The 16,374-nt window shown below is 48.0% G+C and carries 16 protein-coding genes; 13 read left to right on the top strand and 3 right to left on the bottom strand.

Features of this window, described 5'->3' with window-relative positions; all coding sequences use genetic code 11:
- The first annotated feature begins 37 nt into the window (after positions 1–37).
- From atpE to LCM29_RS09270, 11 genes are all read left to right on the top strand, one after another.
- Positions 38–259, top strand: a complete 222-nt coding sequence (atpE, locus tag LCM29_RS09320; protein WP_012727360.1) for a F0F1 ATP synthase subunit C — start codon at positions 38–40, stop codon at positions 257–259.
- 71 nt (positions 260–330) lie between these two features.
- Complete coding sequence (gene atpF / locus LCM29_RS09315) at positions 331–858, top strand: F0F1 ATP synthase subunit B (protein ID WP_214816483.1); 528 nt, start codon at positions 331–333, stop codon at positions 856–858.
- A complete protein-coding gene (locus LCM29_RS09310) occupies positions 858–1,391 on the top strand; it encodes a F0F1 ATP synthase subunit delta (RefSeq protein WP_074035886.1) in 534 nt (177 codons plus the stop codon). Before atpF ends, LCM29_RS09310 begins: the two co-directional genes overlap by 1 nt.
- An 18-nt stretch (positions 1,392–1,409) precedes the next feature.
- Positions 1,410–2,918 carry a F0F1 ATP synthase subunit alpha gene (gene atpA, locus LCM29_RS09305; RefSeq protein ID WP_224862271.1) on the top strand — a complete coding sequence of 503 codons (1,509 nt, stop codon included), beginning with the start codon at positions 1,410–1,412 and terminating at the stop codon, positions 2,916–2,918.
- A 36-nt stretch (positions 2,919–2,954) separates the two neighbouring features.
- Positions 2,955–3,812 (top strand): ATP synthase F1 subunit gamma, encoded by an 858-nt coding sequence (gene atpG, locus LCM29_RS09300; RefSeq protein WP_074035890.1) that lies wholly within the window; start codon positions 2,955–2,957, stop codon positions 3,810–3,812.
- 34 nt (positions 3,813–3,846) lie between these two features.
- Complete coding sequence (atpD, locus tag LCM29_RS09295; protein ID WP_159562971.1) at positions 3,847–5,265, top strand: F0F1 ATP synthase subunit beta; 1,419 nt, start codon at positions 3,847–3,849, stop codon at positions 5,263–5,265.
- Between the two features lie 28 nt (positions 5,266–5,293).
- Positions 5,294–5,704 carry a F0F1 ATP synthase subunit epsilon gene (locus LCM29_RS09290; RefSeq protein ID WP_012727354.1) on the top strand — a complete coding sequence of 137 codons (411 nt, stop codon included), beginning with the start codon at positions 5,294–5,296 and terminating at the stop codon, positions 5,702–5,704.
- Positions 5,705–5,855: 151 nt separating this feature from the next.
- Positions 5,856–7,046, top strand: a complete 1,191-nt coding sequence (locus tag LCM29_RS09285; RefSeq protein WP_224862270.1) for an EAL and HDOD domain-containing protein — start codon at positions 5,856–5,858, stop codon at positions 7,044–7,046.
- Positions 7,047–7,246: 200 nt separating this feature from the next.
- Positions 7,247–7,465, top strand: coding sequence for a DUF1146 family protein (locus tag LCM29_RS09280; RefSeq protein WP_074035896.1), 219 nt, complete (start codon positions 7,247–7,249; stop codon positions 7,463–7,465).
- 243 nt (positions 7,466–7,708) lie between these two features.
- Positions 7,709–9,010 (top strand): UDP-N-acetylglucosamine 1-carboxyvinyltransferase, encoded by a 1,302-nt coding sequence (gene murA, locus LCM29_RS09275; RefSeq protein WP_214874931.1) that lies wholly within the window; start codon positions 7,709–7,711, stop codon positions 9,008–9,010.
- Between the two features lie 81 nt (positions 9,011–9,091).
- Positions 9,092–10,078 carry a rod shape-determining protein gene (locus LCM29_RS09270; protein ID WP_074035900.1) on the top strand — a complete coding sequence of 329 codons (987 nt, stop codon included), beginning with the start codon at positions 9,092–9,094 and terminating at the stop codon, positions 10,076–10,078.
- A 68-nt stretch (positions 10,079–10,146) separates the two neighbouring features.
- Here the strand turns inward: LCM29_RS09270 and LCM29_RS09265 are convergent, their stop codons facing one another.
- On the bottom strand, positions 10,147–10,653 hold the full coding sequence (locus tag LCM29_RS09265; RefSeq protein WP_224862268.1) for a hypothetical protein: 507 nt from the start codon (positions 10,651–10,653) through the stop codon (positions 10,147–10,149).
- A 187-nt stretch (positions 10,654–10,840) separates the two neighbouring features.
- On the opposite strand from LCM29_RS09265, the gene LCM29_RS09260 reads away from it, so the two are divergent.
- Positions 10,841–11,602 carry an SDR family oxidoreductase gene (locus LCM29_RS09260; protein ID WP_224862266.1) on the top strand — a complete coding sequence of 254 codons (762 nt, stop codon included), beginning with the start codon at positions 10,841–10,843 and terminating at the stop codon, positions 11,600–11,602.
- A 40-nt stretch (positions 11,603–11,642) separates the two neighbouring features.
- On the opposite strand, the gene LCM29_RS09255 is transcribed toward LCM29_RS09260, so the two are convergent.
- Both LCM29_RS09255 and LCM29_RS09250 read right to left on the bottom strand, forming a co-directional pair.
- Positions 11,643–12,422, bottom strand: coding sequence for a response regulator (locus LCM29_RS09255; protein ID WP_224862264.1), 780 nt, complete (start codon positions 12,420–12,422; stop codon positions 11,643–11,645).
- Complete coding sequence (locus LCM29_RS09250; protein ID WP_224862262.1) at positions 12,403–14,184, bottom strand: sensor histidine kinase; 1,782 nt, start codon at positions 14,182–14,184, stop codon at positions 12,403–12,405. The genes LCM29_RS09255 and LCM29_RS09250 overlap by 20 nt, the downstream gene beginning before the upstream one ends.
- A 187-nt stretch (positions 14,185–14,371) precedes the next feature.
- Here LCM29_RS09250 and LCM29_RS09245 point away from each other — a divergent pair, with 187 nt between their 5' ends.
- Positions 14,372–16,327 carry a HAMP domain-containing sensor histidine kinase gene (locus tag LCM29_RS09245; protein WP_224862260.1) on the top strand — a complete coding sequence of 652 codons (1,956 nt, stop codon included), beginning with the start codon at positions 14,372–14,374 and terminating at the stop codon, positions 16,325–16,327.
- The last annotated feature ends 47 nt before the right edge of the window (positions 16,328–16,374 follow it).

The following is a 16,374-nucleotide window of genomic DNA, read 5'->3' as shown; positions in this document are numbered from 1 at the left end:
CAACTTATTTACTTAACTTTTAGGAGGAATATACACAATGGAACAACTTAATCTTCTCGCAACAGCACTTGTTATCGGTCTTGGAGCACTCGCAGCTGGTATCGGTAACGGTTTGATCGTATACGGAACAGTACAAGGACAAGCACGTCAACCAGAACTCAAAAACGAACTTCGTCAAACAATGTTCATCGGTATCGGTTTGGTTGAGGCCCTCCCGATCATCGGTGTGGCTGTCGGTTTCCTTCTCCTCAACTCTTGATTCCGAGTTAACGAGAATAGCATGAGAGGGAGCACGTCTCCCTCACTTATTTAGTCAAGAGGAGGGTATGCATGGATACGATGATGATTGCAGCTGGTGGCGGCGGCGAAGGCCTCCGCATCCTAGATATGATCTTTACAATTTTCACATTCCTCGTACTCTTGGCCCTGTTGAAGAAATTTGCTTGGGGACCACTCCTTGGAATGATGAGACAGCGTGAAGAGTATGTAGCGAATGAGATTGAACTCGCTGAAAAGAGCCGCAAAGATGCGGAAAACTATGTCGTCGAACAACGTGATGCACTCAGTGCGGCACGTACAGAGTCGAAAGAAATGCTCGACGCAAGCCGTCGACAAGCAGAAGCAGAACAAGCACGCTTGGTGGAGCAGGCGCGTTTGGAAGCTGAACAAATTAAAAACGAGGCAGAGAAAGCGATTGAGCGTGAGCGCGAGCTTGCGAAACAATCCCTTCAAACGGAAGTCGTCACACAGGCGCTTTCGGCAGCACGCCACGTCCTTCAATCAGACCTTAAAGGCGATGAAGCGAAACAACGTGCCCTCGTCACAGACTTCCTGTCTAAAGCGAAAGGTGCGAACTGATGAACGCATCACTAGCAAAACGCTATGCCAAAGCGCTCTTCGACTTAGCACGGGAACAAGGCACGCTCGACCAAGTCGAAGCGGAAGTGCGTCTGCTCGATGAAGTGCTCCACGCGACTCCTGAACTCATGGATCTCTTAACGAATCCAGCAGTCAGTGACAGCGAGCTTGCACAGCTTTTAAAAGACAGCTTTGGTGATATGACGGCGATTGTCGTGAACACACTTCTCGTCATGGTCGAAAACGACCGTGCGGCAGAGGTTCGCGCATTGCCACGTTACGTCCGCGACTACATCAACGACTATCGTGGGATTGCAGAGGGTATTGTCACAAGCGCCTACCCGTTGTCGGCAACAGACTTGAAAGACGTCGAACTCGTCTTCGGACAGAAGCTCGGGAAGACGCTCCAATTGAAGAACGTCGTCGATGAAGAAGTCATCGGTGGACTCCGTGTCCAAGTCGGATACACGACGTACGATGATACGATCGAAACGAAATTGACACGCCTCGAGCGTGAATTGTTGAATGCGTAAGAAATAGGGGTGAATTCAATGACAATCAAAGCTGAAGAAATTAGCGCCCTGCTAAAAGAACGAATCGCTTCGTACGGTTCTGAAATCGAAGTCAGCGAGACAGGTACAGTCATTCAAGTAGGTGACGGTATCGCTCGTGCACACGGACTCGATAACGTTATGGCGGGGGAACTCGTAGAGTTCTCTAACGGCGTAATGGGCTTGGCGCAAAACTTAGAAGAAGGTAACGTCGGGATTATCATCCTTGGCGATTACAAAGGCATTAAAGAAGGCGACTCTGTCAAACGTACAGGTCGCATCATGGAAGTACCAGTCGGTGAGGCACTCCTCGGACGTGTCGTGAACCCGCTTGGACAACCAATCGATGGTCTTGGACCAATCGTGACTGACAACTATAACCCGATCGAGCGTAAAGCTTACGGCGTTATGGCTCGTAAATCGGTTCACGAACCACTTCAAACAGGAATTAAAGCGATTGACGCCCTCGTTCCAATCGGTCGTGGTCAGCGTGAGCTCATCATCGGTGACCGTCAAACAGGTAAAACATCTGTTGCCATCGATGCGATCATCAACCAAAAAGAAGAGAATATGATTTGTATCTACGTCGCAATCGGTCAGAAAGAATCGACTGTACGTGGCGTAGTAGAGACGCTTCGTCAAAACGGCGCGCTCGACTATACAATCGTCGTTTCGGCATCGGCATCACAGCCGGCACCACTTCTTTACCTCGCACCATTCGCAGGGGTATCGATGGGTGAGTACTTCATGGACCGCGGACAACACGTCCTCGTCGTTTATGATGACCTTTCGAAACAAGCGGCAGCTTACCGTGAGCTCTCGCTCCTTCTCCGTCGTCCTCCAGGCCGCGAAGCCTACCCAGGGGATGTCTTCTACCTCCACTCACGCCTTCTTGAGCGTGCGGCGAAGTTGAACGACGAACTCGGCGGCGGTTCATTGACAGCACTTCCGTTCATCGAGACACAAGCATCGGATATTTCAGCATATATCCCGACAAACGTTATCTCGATCACGGATGGTCAGATCTTCCTTCAGTCGGACCTCTTCTTCTCTGGGGTACGCCCAGCGATCAACGCCGGTCTCTCGGTATCGCGTGTTGGTGGTTCGGCACAGGTGAAAGCGATGAAGAAAGTTGCTGGTACACTTCGTCTTGACCTCGCGTCTTACCGTGAGCTCGAAGCATTCGCTCAGTTCGGGTCAGATCTCGACAAAGCGACACAATCGAAGTTGAACCGTGGTCAGCGTACGGTTGAAGTCTTGAAACAAGACTTGAACGCACCGCTTTCTGTAGACAAGCAAGTTATCATCATCTACGCACTCACGAAAGGTCATCTCGATGACATCCCAGTCACAGACATCCGTCGTTTCGAATCAGAAATGAACGCATGGCTCGACCAAAACCGTAAAGACCTCTGCCGTGAAATCCGTCAGACAGGAAACCTTCCTTCAGACGAGGCAATGGTCGACGCAATTACGGAATTCAAAAAGACGTTCTCGCCATCGGTTTAATCCGGTGACGAGCGTCTATTAAGGTGGTGAATCGAAATGGCATCATTACGTGAGATCCAGATGCGGATCACCTCGACCCAAAGCACGAAGCAAATCACGAAAGCGATGAACATGGTGTCGGCATCGAAGTTGAACCGGGCCCAAGGGAACAACGCCAACTTCAAGCCGTACATGGACAAGTTGCAAGAAGTCATCTCGTCGATCGCCGGTGGTACATCAGGCGCGACACACCCGATGCTTCAAGTACGTCCCGTCAAACGGACTGGTTATATCGTCATCACGTCAGACCGCGGACTCGCAGGTGGATACAACGCCAGCGTCTTGCGTGACGTGTACCGTGAACTCAAAGACAAGCACACATCAACAGATGAGTATCGTCTTTACGTAATCGGAAAAGTCGGTGTCCAGTTCTTCAAGTCACGCAACATTCCGGTGTATAGCGCGATGACAGGGCTAAACGACCAACCAACTTTTGTTGAAGTCGCAGAAATCGTCAAGCAGACGGTTGGTGCCTTCAGCGAGAGCGAGATTGATGAATTGAAGCTTTGCTACAACTCGTTCATCTCGGTCATCAGCCAAGAAGTGAAGATTCAACAATTGCTCCCGCTCGGGGATATCGAACAGTCCGCATCCAATGTGATGTATGAATACGAACCAGAAGAAGAAACGATCTTAGCGGCGCTCCTCCCACGTTATGCGGAAGGACTCATCTACGGTGCATTGCTCGATGCGAAAGTATCAGAGCACGCAGCACGGATGACGGCGATGTCGAGTGCGACAGACAATGCGGATGAACTCATTCGCGGACTCAAGCTCAAATTCAACCGCGCGCGTCAAGCAGCGATCACACAAGAAATCACAGAGATTGTCGGAGGTGCGTCGGCGCTTGAATAAGCGCACGCTCTCTAGATTGTAGGAGGCTAACACGATGAACGAATACGGCATGAAAGGCCGCGTAGTCGCAGTCATGGGCCCAGTTATCGACGTTAAGTTCGACAACCACTTACCGAACATCTACAACGCTCTCAAAGTCACTCACGTGGCAGCGACAGCAGACGATGTTAGTGTCGACTTGACGCTCGAAGTAGCTGTTCACCTTGGTGACGACACGGTCCGTACGATTGCGATGGACTCAACTGACGGCGTTCGCCGCGGTATGGAAGTACTTGACTTAGGATCACCGATTTCGGTACCAGTTGGAGAAATGACACTTGGACGTGTCTTCAACGTTCTCGGTAACCCGATCGATGATAAAGAAGTGGCAGCTGACGTGCTTCGTGCACCGATTCACCGTCAAGCGCCAACATTTGACGAATTGTCAACGAAAGTTGAAATCCTTGAAACAGGGATCAAAGTCGTCGACCTTCTCGCACCATACATTAAAGGTGGTAAAATCGGCCTCTTCGGTGGTGCCGGTGTAGGGAAAACCGTCCTCATCCAGGAACTCATCAACAACATCGCGCAAGAGCACAGCGGGATTTCTGTATTCGCAGGAGTCGGTGAGCGTACGCGTGAAGGAAATGACTTGTTCCACGAGATGACGGACTCAGGCGTTATCAAGCAAACAGCGATGGTCTTCGGTCAGATGAACGAACCACCTGGTGCACGTCTCCGTGTTGCCTTGACTGGTTTGACAATGGCAGAATACTTCCGTGACGAGCAAGGACAAGACGTTCTTCTCTTCGTTGATAACATCTTCCGTTTCACACAAGCAGGTTCTGAGGTATCGGCCCTTCTCGGACGTATGCCATCGGCGGTAGGTTACCAGCCGACACTTGCTACTGAAATGGGTATGCTTCAAGAGCGGATCACATCGACTGCAAAAGGATCGGTAACTTCGATTCAAGCGGTTTACGTACCAGCCGATGACTATACGGACCCGGCTCCGGCAACAACGTTCGCCCACCTTGATGCAACAACAAACCTTGAGCGTCGTCTTTCGGAGATGGGAATTTACCCAGCCGTTGACCCACTCGCATCGACTTCACGTGCCCTCTCTCCTGAAATCGTAGGAAAAGAGCATTATGAAATCGCGCGTAACGTTCAACAGACGCTTCAGCGCTATAAAGAACTTCAAGACATCATCGCAATCCTCGGGATGGACGAGTTGTCTGAAGACGACAAACTCACGGTTCACCGTGCACGTCGCATTCAGTTCTTCTTATCACAAAACTTCCACGTGGCTGAGCAGTTCACGGGCCAAAAAGGTTCGTACGTGCCAGTCAAAGAGACAGTACGCGGCTTCAAAGAGATCCTCGAAGGTAAACACGACGATCTTCCGGAAGATGCATTCCGTCTCGTTGGTCCAATCGAAGACGTCATCGAAAAAGCGAAGACGTTGGTCTAAGACCTACGCGGAAGGGGGAAACTAGACGATGAATACTGTTCACGTCAACGTCGTCACCCCGGATGGTGCAGCTTTTGAAGGGGACGCACGAATGGTCATCGCCAAATCGGTCACTGGTGAGCTCGGTATTTTACCGAAGCACATCCCGATGGTGACACCACTCGACGTCTCAGTCCTCAAACTGCGCCACGAAGATGGTGGACGCACGTTGATCGCAATCAGCGGCGGTTTCATGGAAGTTCGTCCCGATACGGTGACGATCTTAGCTGAAACAGCCGAAATGGCGGATAAGATCGACTATGACCGCGCTTCTGCGGCGAAAGTTCGGGCCGAGCGCCGTCTCCAAGACACGAAGCTCTCAGAACTCGAATTCCGTCGTGCGGAACTTGCGCTCAAAAAAGCGATCAACCGCTTGAGCATTCGCGATATGAAAGAATAACAACAACTCTCACACGAAAGTGTGGGAGTTTTTTTATGTTTGAACGAAAAGATAGGTCTTTCGTCTTGCTCCTAAATCATGGGACTAGTAAAAAGTGTAGAGACGGTGACCGATAATAAAGGTGGGAATGGATTGTAAAGGAGAATAGGGAATGAAAGTTTACGTTGCGCGACAACCGATTTTTGACCAACAATTACGCGTTTGCGGCTACGAACTGTTGTATCGCCGCAGCGAAAATAACATTTTCGAGAATGTCGATGACTCGTTAGCAACGGCTGACGTGATTCATAACGCCTATCTCGTTTTTAATTTTCGGGAGTTAACCGAAGGGACGAGAGCGTTCATCAACTTTCCACAAACGTTGATTGAAGGAGAGGTGCCATCATTGTTACCTCGTCAATCCCTCGTCGTAGAAGTACTTGAGCACGTTGAGCCGACCGAGAAAGTGTTGCAGTCTCTTCGGTCGCTCAGACGCCAAGGATACACGATTGCACTGGATGACTTTGTGTTTGAAGAAAAGTATCGTCCTTTTATCGGATTAGCTGACATCATCAAGATTGATTATCAAGCTACACCGGTTGAGCAGCAACAAAAGTTAATCGATGCTCTCGGACATCGGGTCGAATTTTTAGCGGAAAAAATCGAGACGCCGGCAGAGTATGAGATTGCGAAACGGCTAGGGTATAAGATGTTCCAAGGTTATTTCTTTAGCCGACCGATTGTCATACACGGGGCAGAAGTTCACCCACTGCGTCATACGCTCATTGAGGTATTGAAAGAACTGGATCGACCAGAGCCGAGTTTCCGTCGCATTTCGGCGCAAATTGAACGAAGTGTCGATTTATCGTATAAAATGCTTCGTTCCGTCAATACGGTGTATCAAAAAGGACGTCATACGATTCAGTCCATCGAACAAGCTGTTGCGCGAATCGGTCTCGATGAAATGAAGCGATGGTCCTATCTAATGTTGCTGCGCGAGATGCAGACGTCTGAATCGAAGGAACTGATTAAACAAAGTGTCATTCGTGGGAAGATGATGGAATTGATTGCGGAGGATACACATAGTGGTGCCTCTCCGTTCGATGCGTTTATCACGGGTATCTTCTCATCGCTCGACGTCATTTTGGACGAGGCGATGCAGACGCTGATTGCAGAGCTGCCTGTAGCGCCTCCCGTGAAAGCGGCGCTTCTCGGAGAACCGAACGGATTACGGATGTTGCTCGAGGATGTCATCGCCTATGAGCGGTTGACAATCCCTATTCATAACATAGATTCAAATTGGACTCAATACTACCTTGAAGCGATTCGATGGTCCCGTAACCTTGACGAATCGAGTGAATAATGTTTGAAATATGTGAGGGGCGTCAATTACTGTAGTAAGGCCTTACTGCGGATGACGTCCCTTTTGGTGTGTTTGTGGAGAAAGCGAGTTGATCGAATGGGTTAAACCGCTCGAATCTTGAGACACTGTGTCTTTTTTTCTCTAACATGACATGATATGATTAAAAATGGTACGAATTTTAGAAAAGAGGGGAATCGTCGATGATCAACACCGTATTTTCGCTAGCGATTTACGTCATAGCGATTTACGTCGCTTGGTGGGCACTCTTACCCGTCAAATGGGATAAATTGCTCAATCAAGTGAGGAGCCCGCAAGCAGCTGTCTTGCGTGTTCTCGTAGCTGTTGTCTTCGGTTCGTTGATTGCTCAGTTCTTTTTGGAGTATATCCGACTAGCGCAAGAGCTCGCACCTATACAGTAGCCACAGAATATTTAATAAACTGTAATCCTGCTGTAACGACTCCTATATGTTTATCATGTAGGATAAATTCGTCTGACATGATGTTTTTTTCATTCTGTTTGAACTTATTTATTACGATTTTATTTACGAATGAAGAAACGGTCACGTTTTACAAACCATTCTAATAATCGACATCATCACATCCGAACTCGGATATCGACGCACTATATAAAAAAACAATGAAGTTGGAGGACAAAGAGAGATATGAAGGATTTGATTGTAGTCCGTGGAGGACGTAAACTGTCAGGTACTGTGCGCGTTGAGGGAGCAAAGAACGCTGTACTCAAAACATTGGTTGCCACTCTGTTAGCTAGCGAAGGAAAGTCAATCTTACAAAACGTACCACGTCTTGCGGACGTGTACACGATTAATAAAGTACTTCGTCACCTCGGTGCAGAGGTGTCGTTCAATGAAGAGAAGAATGAAGTAACTGTCGATGCGTCGGGCGACATCAAAGATGAAGCACCGCTCGAGTACGTTCGGAAGATGCGTGCTTCAATCCTCGTCATGGGACCTCTTTTGGCTCGTCTCGGTCACGCGCGTGTCGCGATGCCGGGCGGATGCTCAATTGGCTCACGTCCAATTGACCTCCACTTAAAAGGATTCGAAGCGATGGGTGCGAAGACGGTCATCGGCAACGGGTTTGTGGAAGCTTCTGTAGAAGGTCGTCTCCAAGGCGCGAAAATCTACTTGGACTTCCCATCTGTTGGTGCGACGGAGAACATCATGATGGCAGCTGTACTTGCAGAAGGTACAACAATCATCGAGAACGTCGCGAAAGAGCCTGAAATCGTAGACCTTGCGAACTTCTTGAATGGAATGGGCGCACACGTACGTGGCGCAGGAACAGAAACGATTCGCATCGAAGGTGTGGAAACACTCCGAGGTGCAGAACACTCAATCATTCCTGACCGTATCGAAGCAGGGACATTCCTCGTTGCGGGTGCGATCACAGGAAGTGACATCGAAGTCATCGGTGCAGAGCGTGAACACCTTCGTCCACTGATTTCAAAAATGGAAGAAATGGGTGTACACTTCGAAGATACAGCGGAAGGCATGCGCGTCTCAGCGCCGGATGAGTTGAAGCCGGTCGATGTGAAGACAATGCCACACCCTGGATTCCCGACAGACATGCAATCACAAATGATGGCTCTCGTCTTGAAAGCAGGCGGCACATCAGTGATTACAGAAACAGTATTTGAGAATCGCTTCATGCACGTGGAAGAATTCCGTCGCATGAATGCGGACATTAAAATTGAAGGACGTTCAGCAATCGTCAAAGGTGGCGTTCACCTTCAAGGAGCGGAGGTCGTCGCAACTGACCTTCGTGCCGGAGCAGCACTTATACTAGCAGGTCTCATTGCAGAAGAAGAGACACGCGTTGGTGATTTATATCATATCGACCGTGGATACGTAGACTTCCACAAAAAACTTCAAGCACTCGGTGCCGACATCGAGCGCATTCAAGGAACTGTCGAAGTTGCGAGTGAAATGGTTCAGAACTAAGTAACGAGCACGAATTAGAGAGCGAGGAGAGACTCTTCTCGCTCTTTTCAATGAAGAAATGAACGGAGGAACCTATACATCATGTTTTCAAAAGATATCGGGATTGATTTAGGGACAGCAAACGTTGTCATTCACGTAAAAGGGAAAGGAATCGTCTTAGACGAGCCTTCAGTCGTTGCGATGAAACGCTCTACAGGGAAAGTGTTAGCAGTCGGTTCAGAGGCGTATGAGATGGTTGGTCGTACACCTGGTGATATCGTGGCGATCCGTCCTCTTCGTGATGGAGTCATCGCCGATTTCGCCACCACAGAAGAAATGCTCCGTCACTTCATCGAGAAAATTCAAGTCCGTGGCTTCTTCGGAGGCATTCGCATGTTGATTTGTACACCTGCGAACGTGACGCCAGTCGAAGCGAAAGCAATTCGTGAGGCTGCTGAAAAAGCAGGGGCGAAAGAAGTCTTCCTCGCCGTAGAACCAAAGGCGGCAGCTGTTGGTTCGGGCATGGACATCTGGAAGCCGGTCGGTCACATGATCATCGACATCGGTGGCGGGACGACAGATGTCGCCATCCTCTCGATGGGTGACATCGTGTGCGGTGAAACGATCAAGATTGCAGGGGACCGTTTCGACACGGACATTCTCCGTGCGATCAAAGAGAAGCATAAACTCATCATCGGGGAACGGACAGCCGAGCAAATCAAGAAAGAAATTGCGACGGTGTTCCCAGGTGGACGTAACGAGTCGATGGACATTCGCGGACGTGACATGGTACGTGGATTGCCACGTACAGTGACGATCACGTCGGAAGAACTCCGTGAAGCGATGGCCGAGTCAGCGAACGAGATCGTCGAAGCGACGAAACGTGTCCTTGAACAGACACCACCGGAGCTCGCCGCTGACATCATCGACCGTGGTATCATCATGACAGGCGGGGGATCACTCCTTCACGGTCTCGACCAACTCGTCGCCGAGCGTGTCATGCTCCCAGTCATGATGGCTGAAGAGCCGACGCTCAGTGTCGCGCACGGAACAGGAATCATGCTCGAAAACTTAGATCGATTGAAATAAACGAACAGGCGACCGCGCGCGGTCGCCTGTTTTTGTGTGGGTTAGATTGAGACTTATGAACTTCAACTTTAGTATTCATTCGATACAGGAAGGGGTAACTCCGTTTCAAGTTGATGTTGTAGACGGTTGGTAAGTTCGATTGGATAATACATAATGCCGATAGAAATACGTAACGGGAATAAGGTGTGTAAATCGCTAGGATAATAGGAACCGTCGCGTGGTAACGTATGATCGACTATTCGTGAGACCCCTGTGGATTGGTCGATGCGTAAGACGATTGGGACAGACATGCCTGTTCCTCGTTCGAGTTGTTGATGATTTGGGTAATACTCTTGAAGAAGCGCCCATACATACACTTCCTGTCGAGTCGTACTCGTCCCGAGAATATGATAACTCGCGTAAACATCCCCACCGAAATTAGGGGACATGACTTCAGCCGTCAAGTAACGCTCCAATTCGTTTTGATCTACGTCGACGGATTGGGTAAGGGTGACAAACGATTCATCTGACCAAGCGGCATAGAAGACAGCAATGATGGTCAGTGTACAGAATGTCGTCATGATTAACTTTTTCATATAAGCGCCTCCAAATACCGATGTGATGAATCATATACGTTCATCATATCTGAAGAGACTACAAATATATAGGTTATGTATGGGTGAAATTGTATATAATGCAATCATTAAGGAATAAGAGGGGAATCATGATGGCACCGATTCACTAAATGACTGAACAACATAAAAAATCGAATCGGAGGACATGATGAACAAACCACTTACACTCATTACCGGAGTCAGTCGCAATCAAGGCATTGGGGCTGCGATCGCACGAAAACTCGCACGTGAGGGGCACGACCTCTATTTGACACACTGGAGTCCGTTTGACGCGACCGACGGGGTCGGGGAAGAGAGAGGCTTCATCGATCGATTCGCTCAAGAGTTGACCGAACAAGGAGCCCGTGTGGAGCATGAGGCGTATGACTTAGCATCGGGTGACGAAGTTGGACTACTTGATCGGATTGAAGCCAAACTTGGCATACCAAGCAGACTGATTCATAACGCGACCTATGAGCGTCATGTGAGCGCCGAGAACTTTACGACCGACGTATTGAGGCAACATTATATGGTGAACAACGAAGGAGCACTCGGACTCACTTTTGCGTTTGTTGAACGTTATCAGCAAGCGGGATATCAAGACGGTCGCATTTTGTTTTTAGTATCGGGTGGGGCTGATGCGAATAACCTAGCGTATATTGCGACAAAAGGGGCATTGATTGCGATCACACCTGCACTCGCAAACGGAGTAGGGAAGTACGGGATTTCCGTGAATGCACTCGATCCGGGTCCGACAGATACGGGATGGATTGGCGATGAACTTCGTCAGCACCTGCTCCCATTGTTCCCATACAATCGGGTAGGAACGCCGGAAGATACGGCTCGTTTCGTCGCTTTCTTGATGGGAAACGACGGGGCATGGGTGAATGGGCAACATCTTCATGTGGATGGTGGATTCACAGGACGTTAATACAGAAAGGCATCTCGCTGATTGCGCAAGATGCCTTTTCTTAGTGCCATGTATAGTCTTTATCAACAAACAATCGATTTTTCAGTTCCGTCTTAGAAATCGAAGAATTTGTCGCATCCAACCACTCATAATAGTCGCAGACACAAGAGTCACCGAGTTCGATGGAGTAACCATTATTGATTGTCTTCACCGTAATATCGAGTTCGTGCTCTGCTAGCGTCTTTTTCAAACGATAGATGGCGTTGTACACATTGTGTAGGGCGCGCTGTGGTTCATCGATGTCCGGATAGAGTGTTTCCGCGAGCACCCATTTGTTGATGACTTGTTTTCGATGATAGACCAGGTAGGCGAATAACTCCTCGGTTTTTTGAGTGGGCCATTTCACAAGATTTCCATCCTGCGTTCGAACCGAAAAACGATCCAGGAATTGAATACGACAAGATTGATGTGGATTTTTTTGTTGGATTGCCTCATAGCGCTGAACGATACGTGGAATGACGCTATGGATCATCTGTTCTGTAATCGGCTTCAGCAAGTAATGCGTCGCATGCAGATTAAACGCTTCGACGGCATACTGTTGATGTGCGGTGGTGAAGACGACTTGCGTCCGTTCCGGTAAATAGGTCGCAAGCTCAAGACCGGTCATCTCAGGCATTTCGATATCTAAAAAGACGAGGTCGACCGGATGTTCTTGAATAAACGTGAGGGCTTGAGTCGGACTTTGGAACGAACCGACCCATTCAAGAGAAGGCTCTTCTTTCACAATTCGTTCCATCATCCCTAAAATATGATGTTCATCTTCAATTAAAATCGTACGCATTTACGTGATTCGTCCTTTCTTGTTTGGGTAATCGCAAGTGAACGGCAGTACCTCTATTTAGAGTAGAGGTTAAATCAAATGTTGCACCAGGAAGATGTTCAATTCGGCGTTTTATATTACAGATTCCAATGCCTGATGATTCGTTCGATTGACCAGTGTCAAATCCGCTCCCTGTATCACGAACTCGGATATCAATCATCCCACCTTGTTCTTGGATGGAAAGCGTGATCCGCTTTTGCCCTGGATGCCGGTAAAGACCATGACGAACTGCATTTTCGACGAGTGGCTGAATCAGTAGCGATGGGATCGTATAGTCTAACAGCGTGTCGTCAATCTCTTTTACGACTTCAAACGAATCACGGAACCGAGTCTGTTCGATGGCGAGATAAGAGTCAATCATGTCCACTTCTTGTCGAATGGAAATATCGTGATCCGTCCGACCATTTTCGAAAATAAAACGGACGTACGTGCTCAAATGACTAAGGAGACGAGCGGCATCAGGTGGTGATGTATAGCATAGTGCAATCACGTTCCCAAACGTATTGTAGAGGAAGTGTGGTTTGATTTGGGCGTTGAAGAATGACATCTCATGTTGTGAGGCCAAAGCTTCGACTTGTTGCTTTTTCTTTTTGTCCGTAGACAAGTGAATCGGTAGTAGTAAAAACATTAATAAGAAGTAAACGATGGTAAACGTATTGGCATACAATTGTTGATTGGAAGACACGATAAACGTCGACATCATAATCCCGATATACCCGATAATTTGGGCAAGTGTGAATGTTAATAATTCGAGCTTATTCGTGTTTTTTTGTTTTTCAAGAAGCCATCCAATGTTCAATCCGACCCAAAAGAACGAGATGAACAATACAATGATCCATACAAAGTATTCAAATACACTGTAGATGGATTGAGGTAGGAGGACAGCTAAAACGGTCATTCCATAAAGCGGGTACCTCAAAATCGCTAAAAAACGATCGAACGGTACACGTTCTAAACATCTCGCAAATTCAATCAACATATTTATGCTCAATAAAGTCAAACTTAACGTCAACTTATCACTTCCGGAGATCCACATGCCGTCTCGGGACATGAGGGAGAGGCTCGCCAACATGAAGAAGGCAGTGCCATAGCCGTACAATCGTTCGTTTCGATGGAACAAGTAAACGATGGCATAGAACGCGGCAATTAGCAGTGAAATCAGCAACATGAAAAATTCGTATCCGGTATAAGCATTTTGAGTCGTCATAATCTGGTGTAACGGGCCGACCAATATACTTTCTTCGATAGGCACTAAATTCCCTGCTTGTTGTGTCTGTTGAATCGTCAATCGAAATTCTTTCACTCCATCGTCAAGTAATAGAAGTGATGGTTGTTCACCTGAACGATTATTTTTGATACGTGTTGTGTCAACAGAGGCTCCATCAATCAAAATCGTAGAGGAGGACAGTGATGAAGGAATGAGTAACGCATACGTTCCTTTTGGAAGCGAGAGGTCGATTTCATATGTGGATTCTTTGTATGGTGTCGTAAATGGGATGGTTCGATAGGAACGACGATCGACTTCCGAGACGATTCCGGATTCGTAACGCCACGATCCATCGAGGCGCAGAATCTCTTCGTCAACCGAAGAAGAAATAAGCGAGGCTTCACCTTGTTTCACGGTGACAGTTGGATTGATTGACTGATGTCGAATCAATAAAGTGAGGCTGACGCCAATCAACATCACAAGGATGAAGATAAACGTCATTCGATTACGAGTCATGCGCACATTCCCTTCATTCTTTGTGAGTTTCTTGTGAGGACACTACGTTATTCTTCCTAATAGGTGAATGGATTTTTTGCAGTGACTCTCCGTCTCATCATCGTACCCGAACTTTTTTTGTTTGAACAGAAAAAGTCATTCACCGTACGAAATGAGGCAGTCCAGGAGTAAAGGAAGAAGGCATTCCATGAAACGTTGGATTGAACAACGCATTAGTCGACAAGTGATGACCATTTTTTATATATTGATTGCCTTAGTGACGCTTACATCGGTTGGGACCTATTTTTATACGCAACAATCGATTCAACAAACGACCGTTCAATTGGAGCGGATCAGTGAGCAACGTGCACGGGCGACAGATTTATTTGAAACGTGGCAATCGATGCAGTATGAGTTACGCGGTCACGTCCTCCTCGGGGAAAACGCCCTGTTAGAGGAAGTGCGTAAGGCTCAAACGAATATCGATGAGCAAACGACCTGGTTTGAAACACAGGCAAGCAATGAGGAAGAAACGCAGTTCGCGGAAGATGCGCGACTCCTTTTCTCCATTTATACGACACGCGTCATGCCCGCGCTTGAACAATATGTGATTGCGAAGCAGGCAGGGGAAGTGGATGAAGAATTCCTGCAGATGCGTACGGTCGGGCAATTCATGCCGAAAAATGAGACGTCCACTCAGACACGATTTAAGCTCAACTCAAGTAACGCTGCGGACATGAGTGCAAGCATCGTCGATATGGAGTCGGTCTTTACCGACTATCGGGCAGATCTCGACTTTCAAGAAAGTGAATTACGCGATGCACTCTCGAAACAGTTAGTGCAAGCCCAATGGATGTGGCTCTTGATTTTACTCGGTGCACTCTTCCTGTTGTTCGTTGGCTTACAACCGTATATTTTACGACTGACGAATCAGTTGCAGACGCTCATGACGAACAGTGAGCGACTCGCGACGAATCCGAGTGCGACTCTCATCCCAATTAAACCTTTAAAAAATGAGGTCGGACAGTTATCTAAGGCTTTTAACGAAATGGCGACCTCGCTTCGGAATCAACAAGATCAAGTCGACCTAGAGCGTGAAAAGACCGCCCGAATCTTGCACACGATGCGCGACTCGATCGTCTACACGGAACTCAAGACGAATGAACGATTCGGAAACAGCGCGCTCTTTGATTTATATGAACATCCGATTCCGACAACCGAACGTGGGAGTTTATATCCGATTGCGATGTATTATCCGATGTTCATGAATCAGATTGATGACAAAGAAGGACTGAACCGCTTCACGAAACGTGCGAAAGAAGAGGGAATGTTCGATGAGACGTTCACGTACACGATGCAAGACGGTCAGAAGACGATTCGGATGTATGCCGAACCGATCGATTTGCAGAACGAGCGTGTCGGTGTCATCTTCGTATCACGTGATATTACCCAGGAAACAGAGATCAATCGAGTGAAGACGGAGCTCGTCGCAACCGTATCGCATGAGTTGCGGACACCGCTCACATCGATTCTCGGCTTTTCCGAGCTCTTGAAGAGTCGTCAATTAGATGAGACGAAACGAGAGCGCTACTTGGAGATGATTGCGAGTGAGACGAAACGTCTCGAACGTCTCGTGAGCGATCTGTTAGACGTTCAAAAAATGGAGGCGGGTATGGGAACGCCTGAGTTTAAAGTCGAGAGTCTATATGATTTACTATCCGACTTACTTGAGATTCATGCGGGGTCGACAGAGAACCATCTCTTCCACTTCGACTGTGATGAAACGCTCTTTGTGGCAGGAGACCCGGCTCAGCTACGACAGGTGTTCTCGAACATCCTGAACAATGCCATCAAGTATTCCCCGGACGGTGGAAATGTGAGTGTCGATGTGACGTGTGAAGGAGACACGATTCAAATCGCCATCACGGATGAAGGTTTGGGACTTTCCGAGGAAGACGCAAGTCGAATCTTCGATAAATTTTATCGGTCACAATCCGAAGCAAGTCGTCGCATAGGTGGCACCGGATTAGGATTATCCATCTGTAAAGAAATCGTCCAATTGCACGGTGGCACAATTGATGTCCGCTCTCAAATCGGAGAAGGGACGACGATGATTGTTGAGTTGCCGATGGTCGATCATGTAAGCGAAGAAAGTTCATCCTAAATCATAGGATGAACTTTTTTTGAAAAAACGGTGAATGCATCGCTCAT

This window comes from Exiguobacterium aestuarii (assembly GCF_020171655.1).
GTDB lineage: Bacteria > Bacillota > Bacilli > Exiguobacteriales > Exiguobacteriaceae > Exiguobacterium > Exiguobacterium aestuarii_A.
Note: the sequence above shows the minus strand (reverse complement) of the source record. Positions and strands in the feature narration are given on the sequence as shown.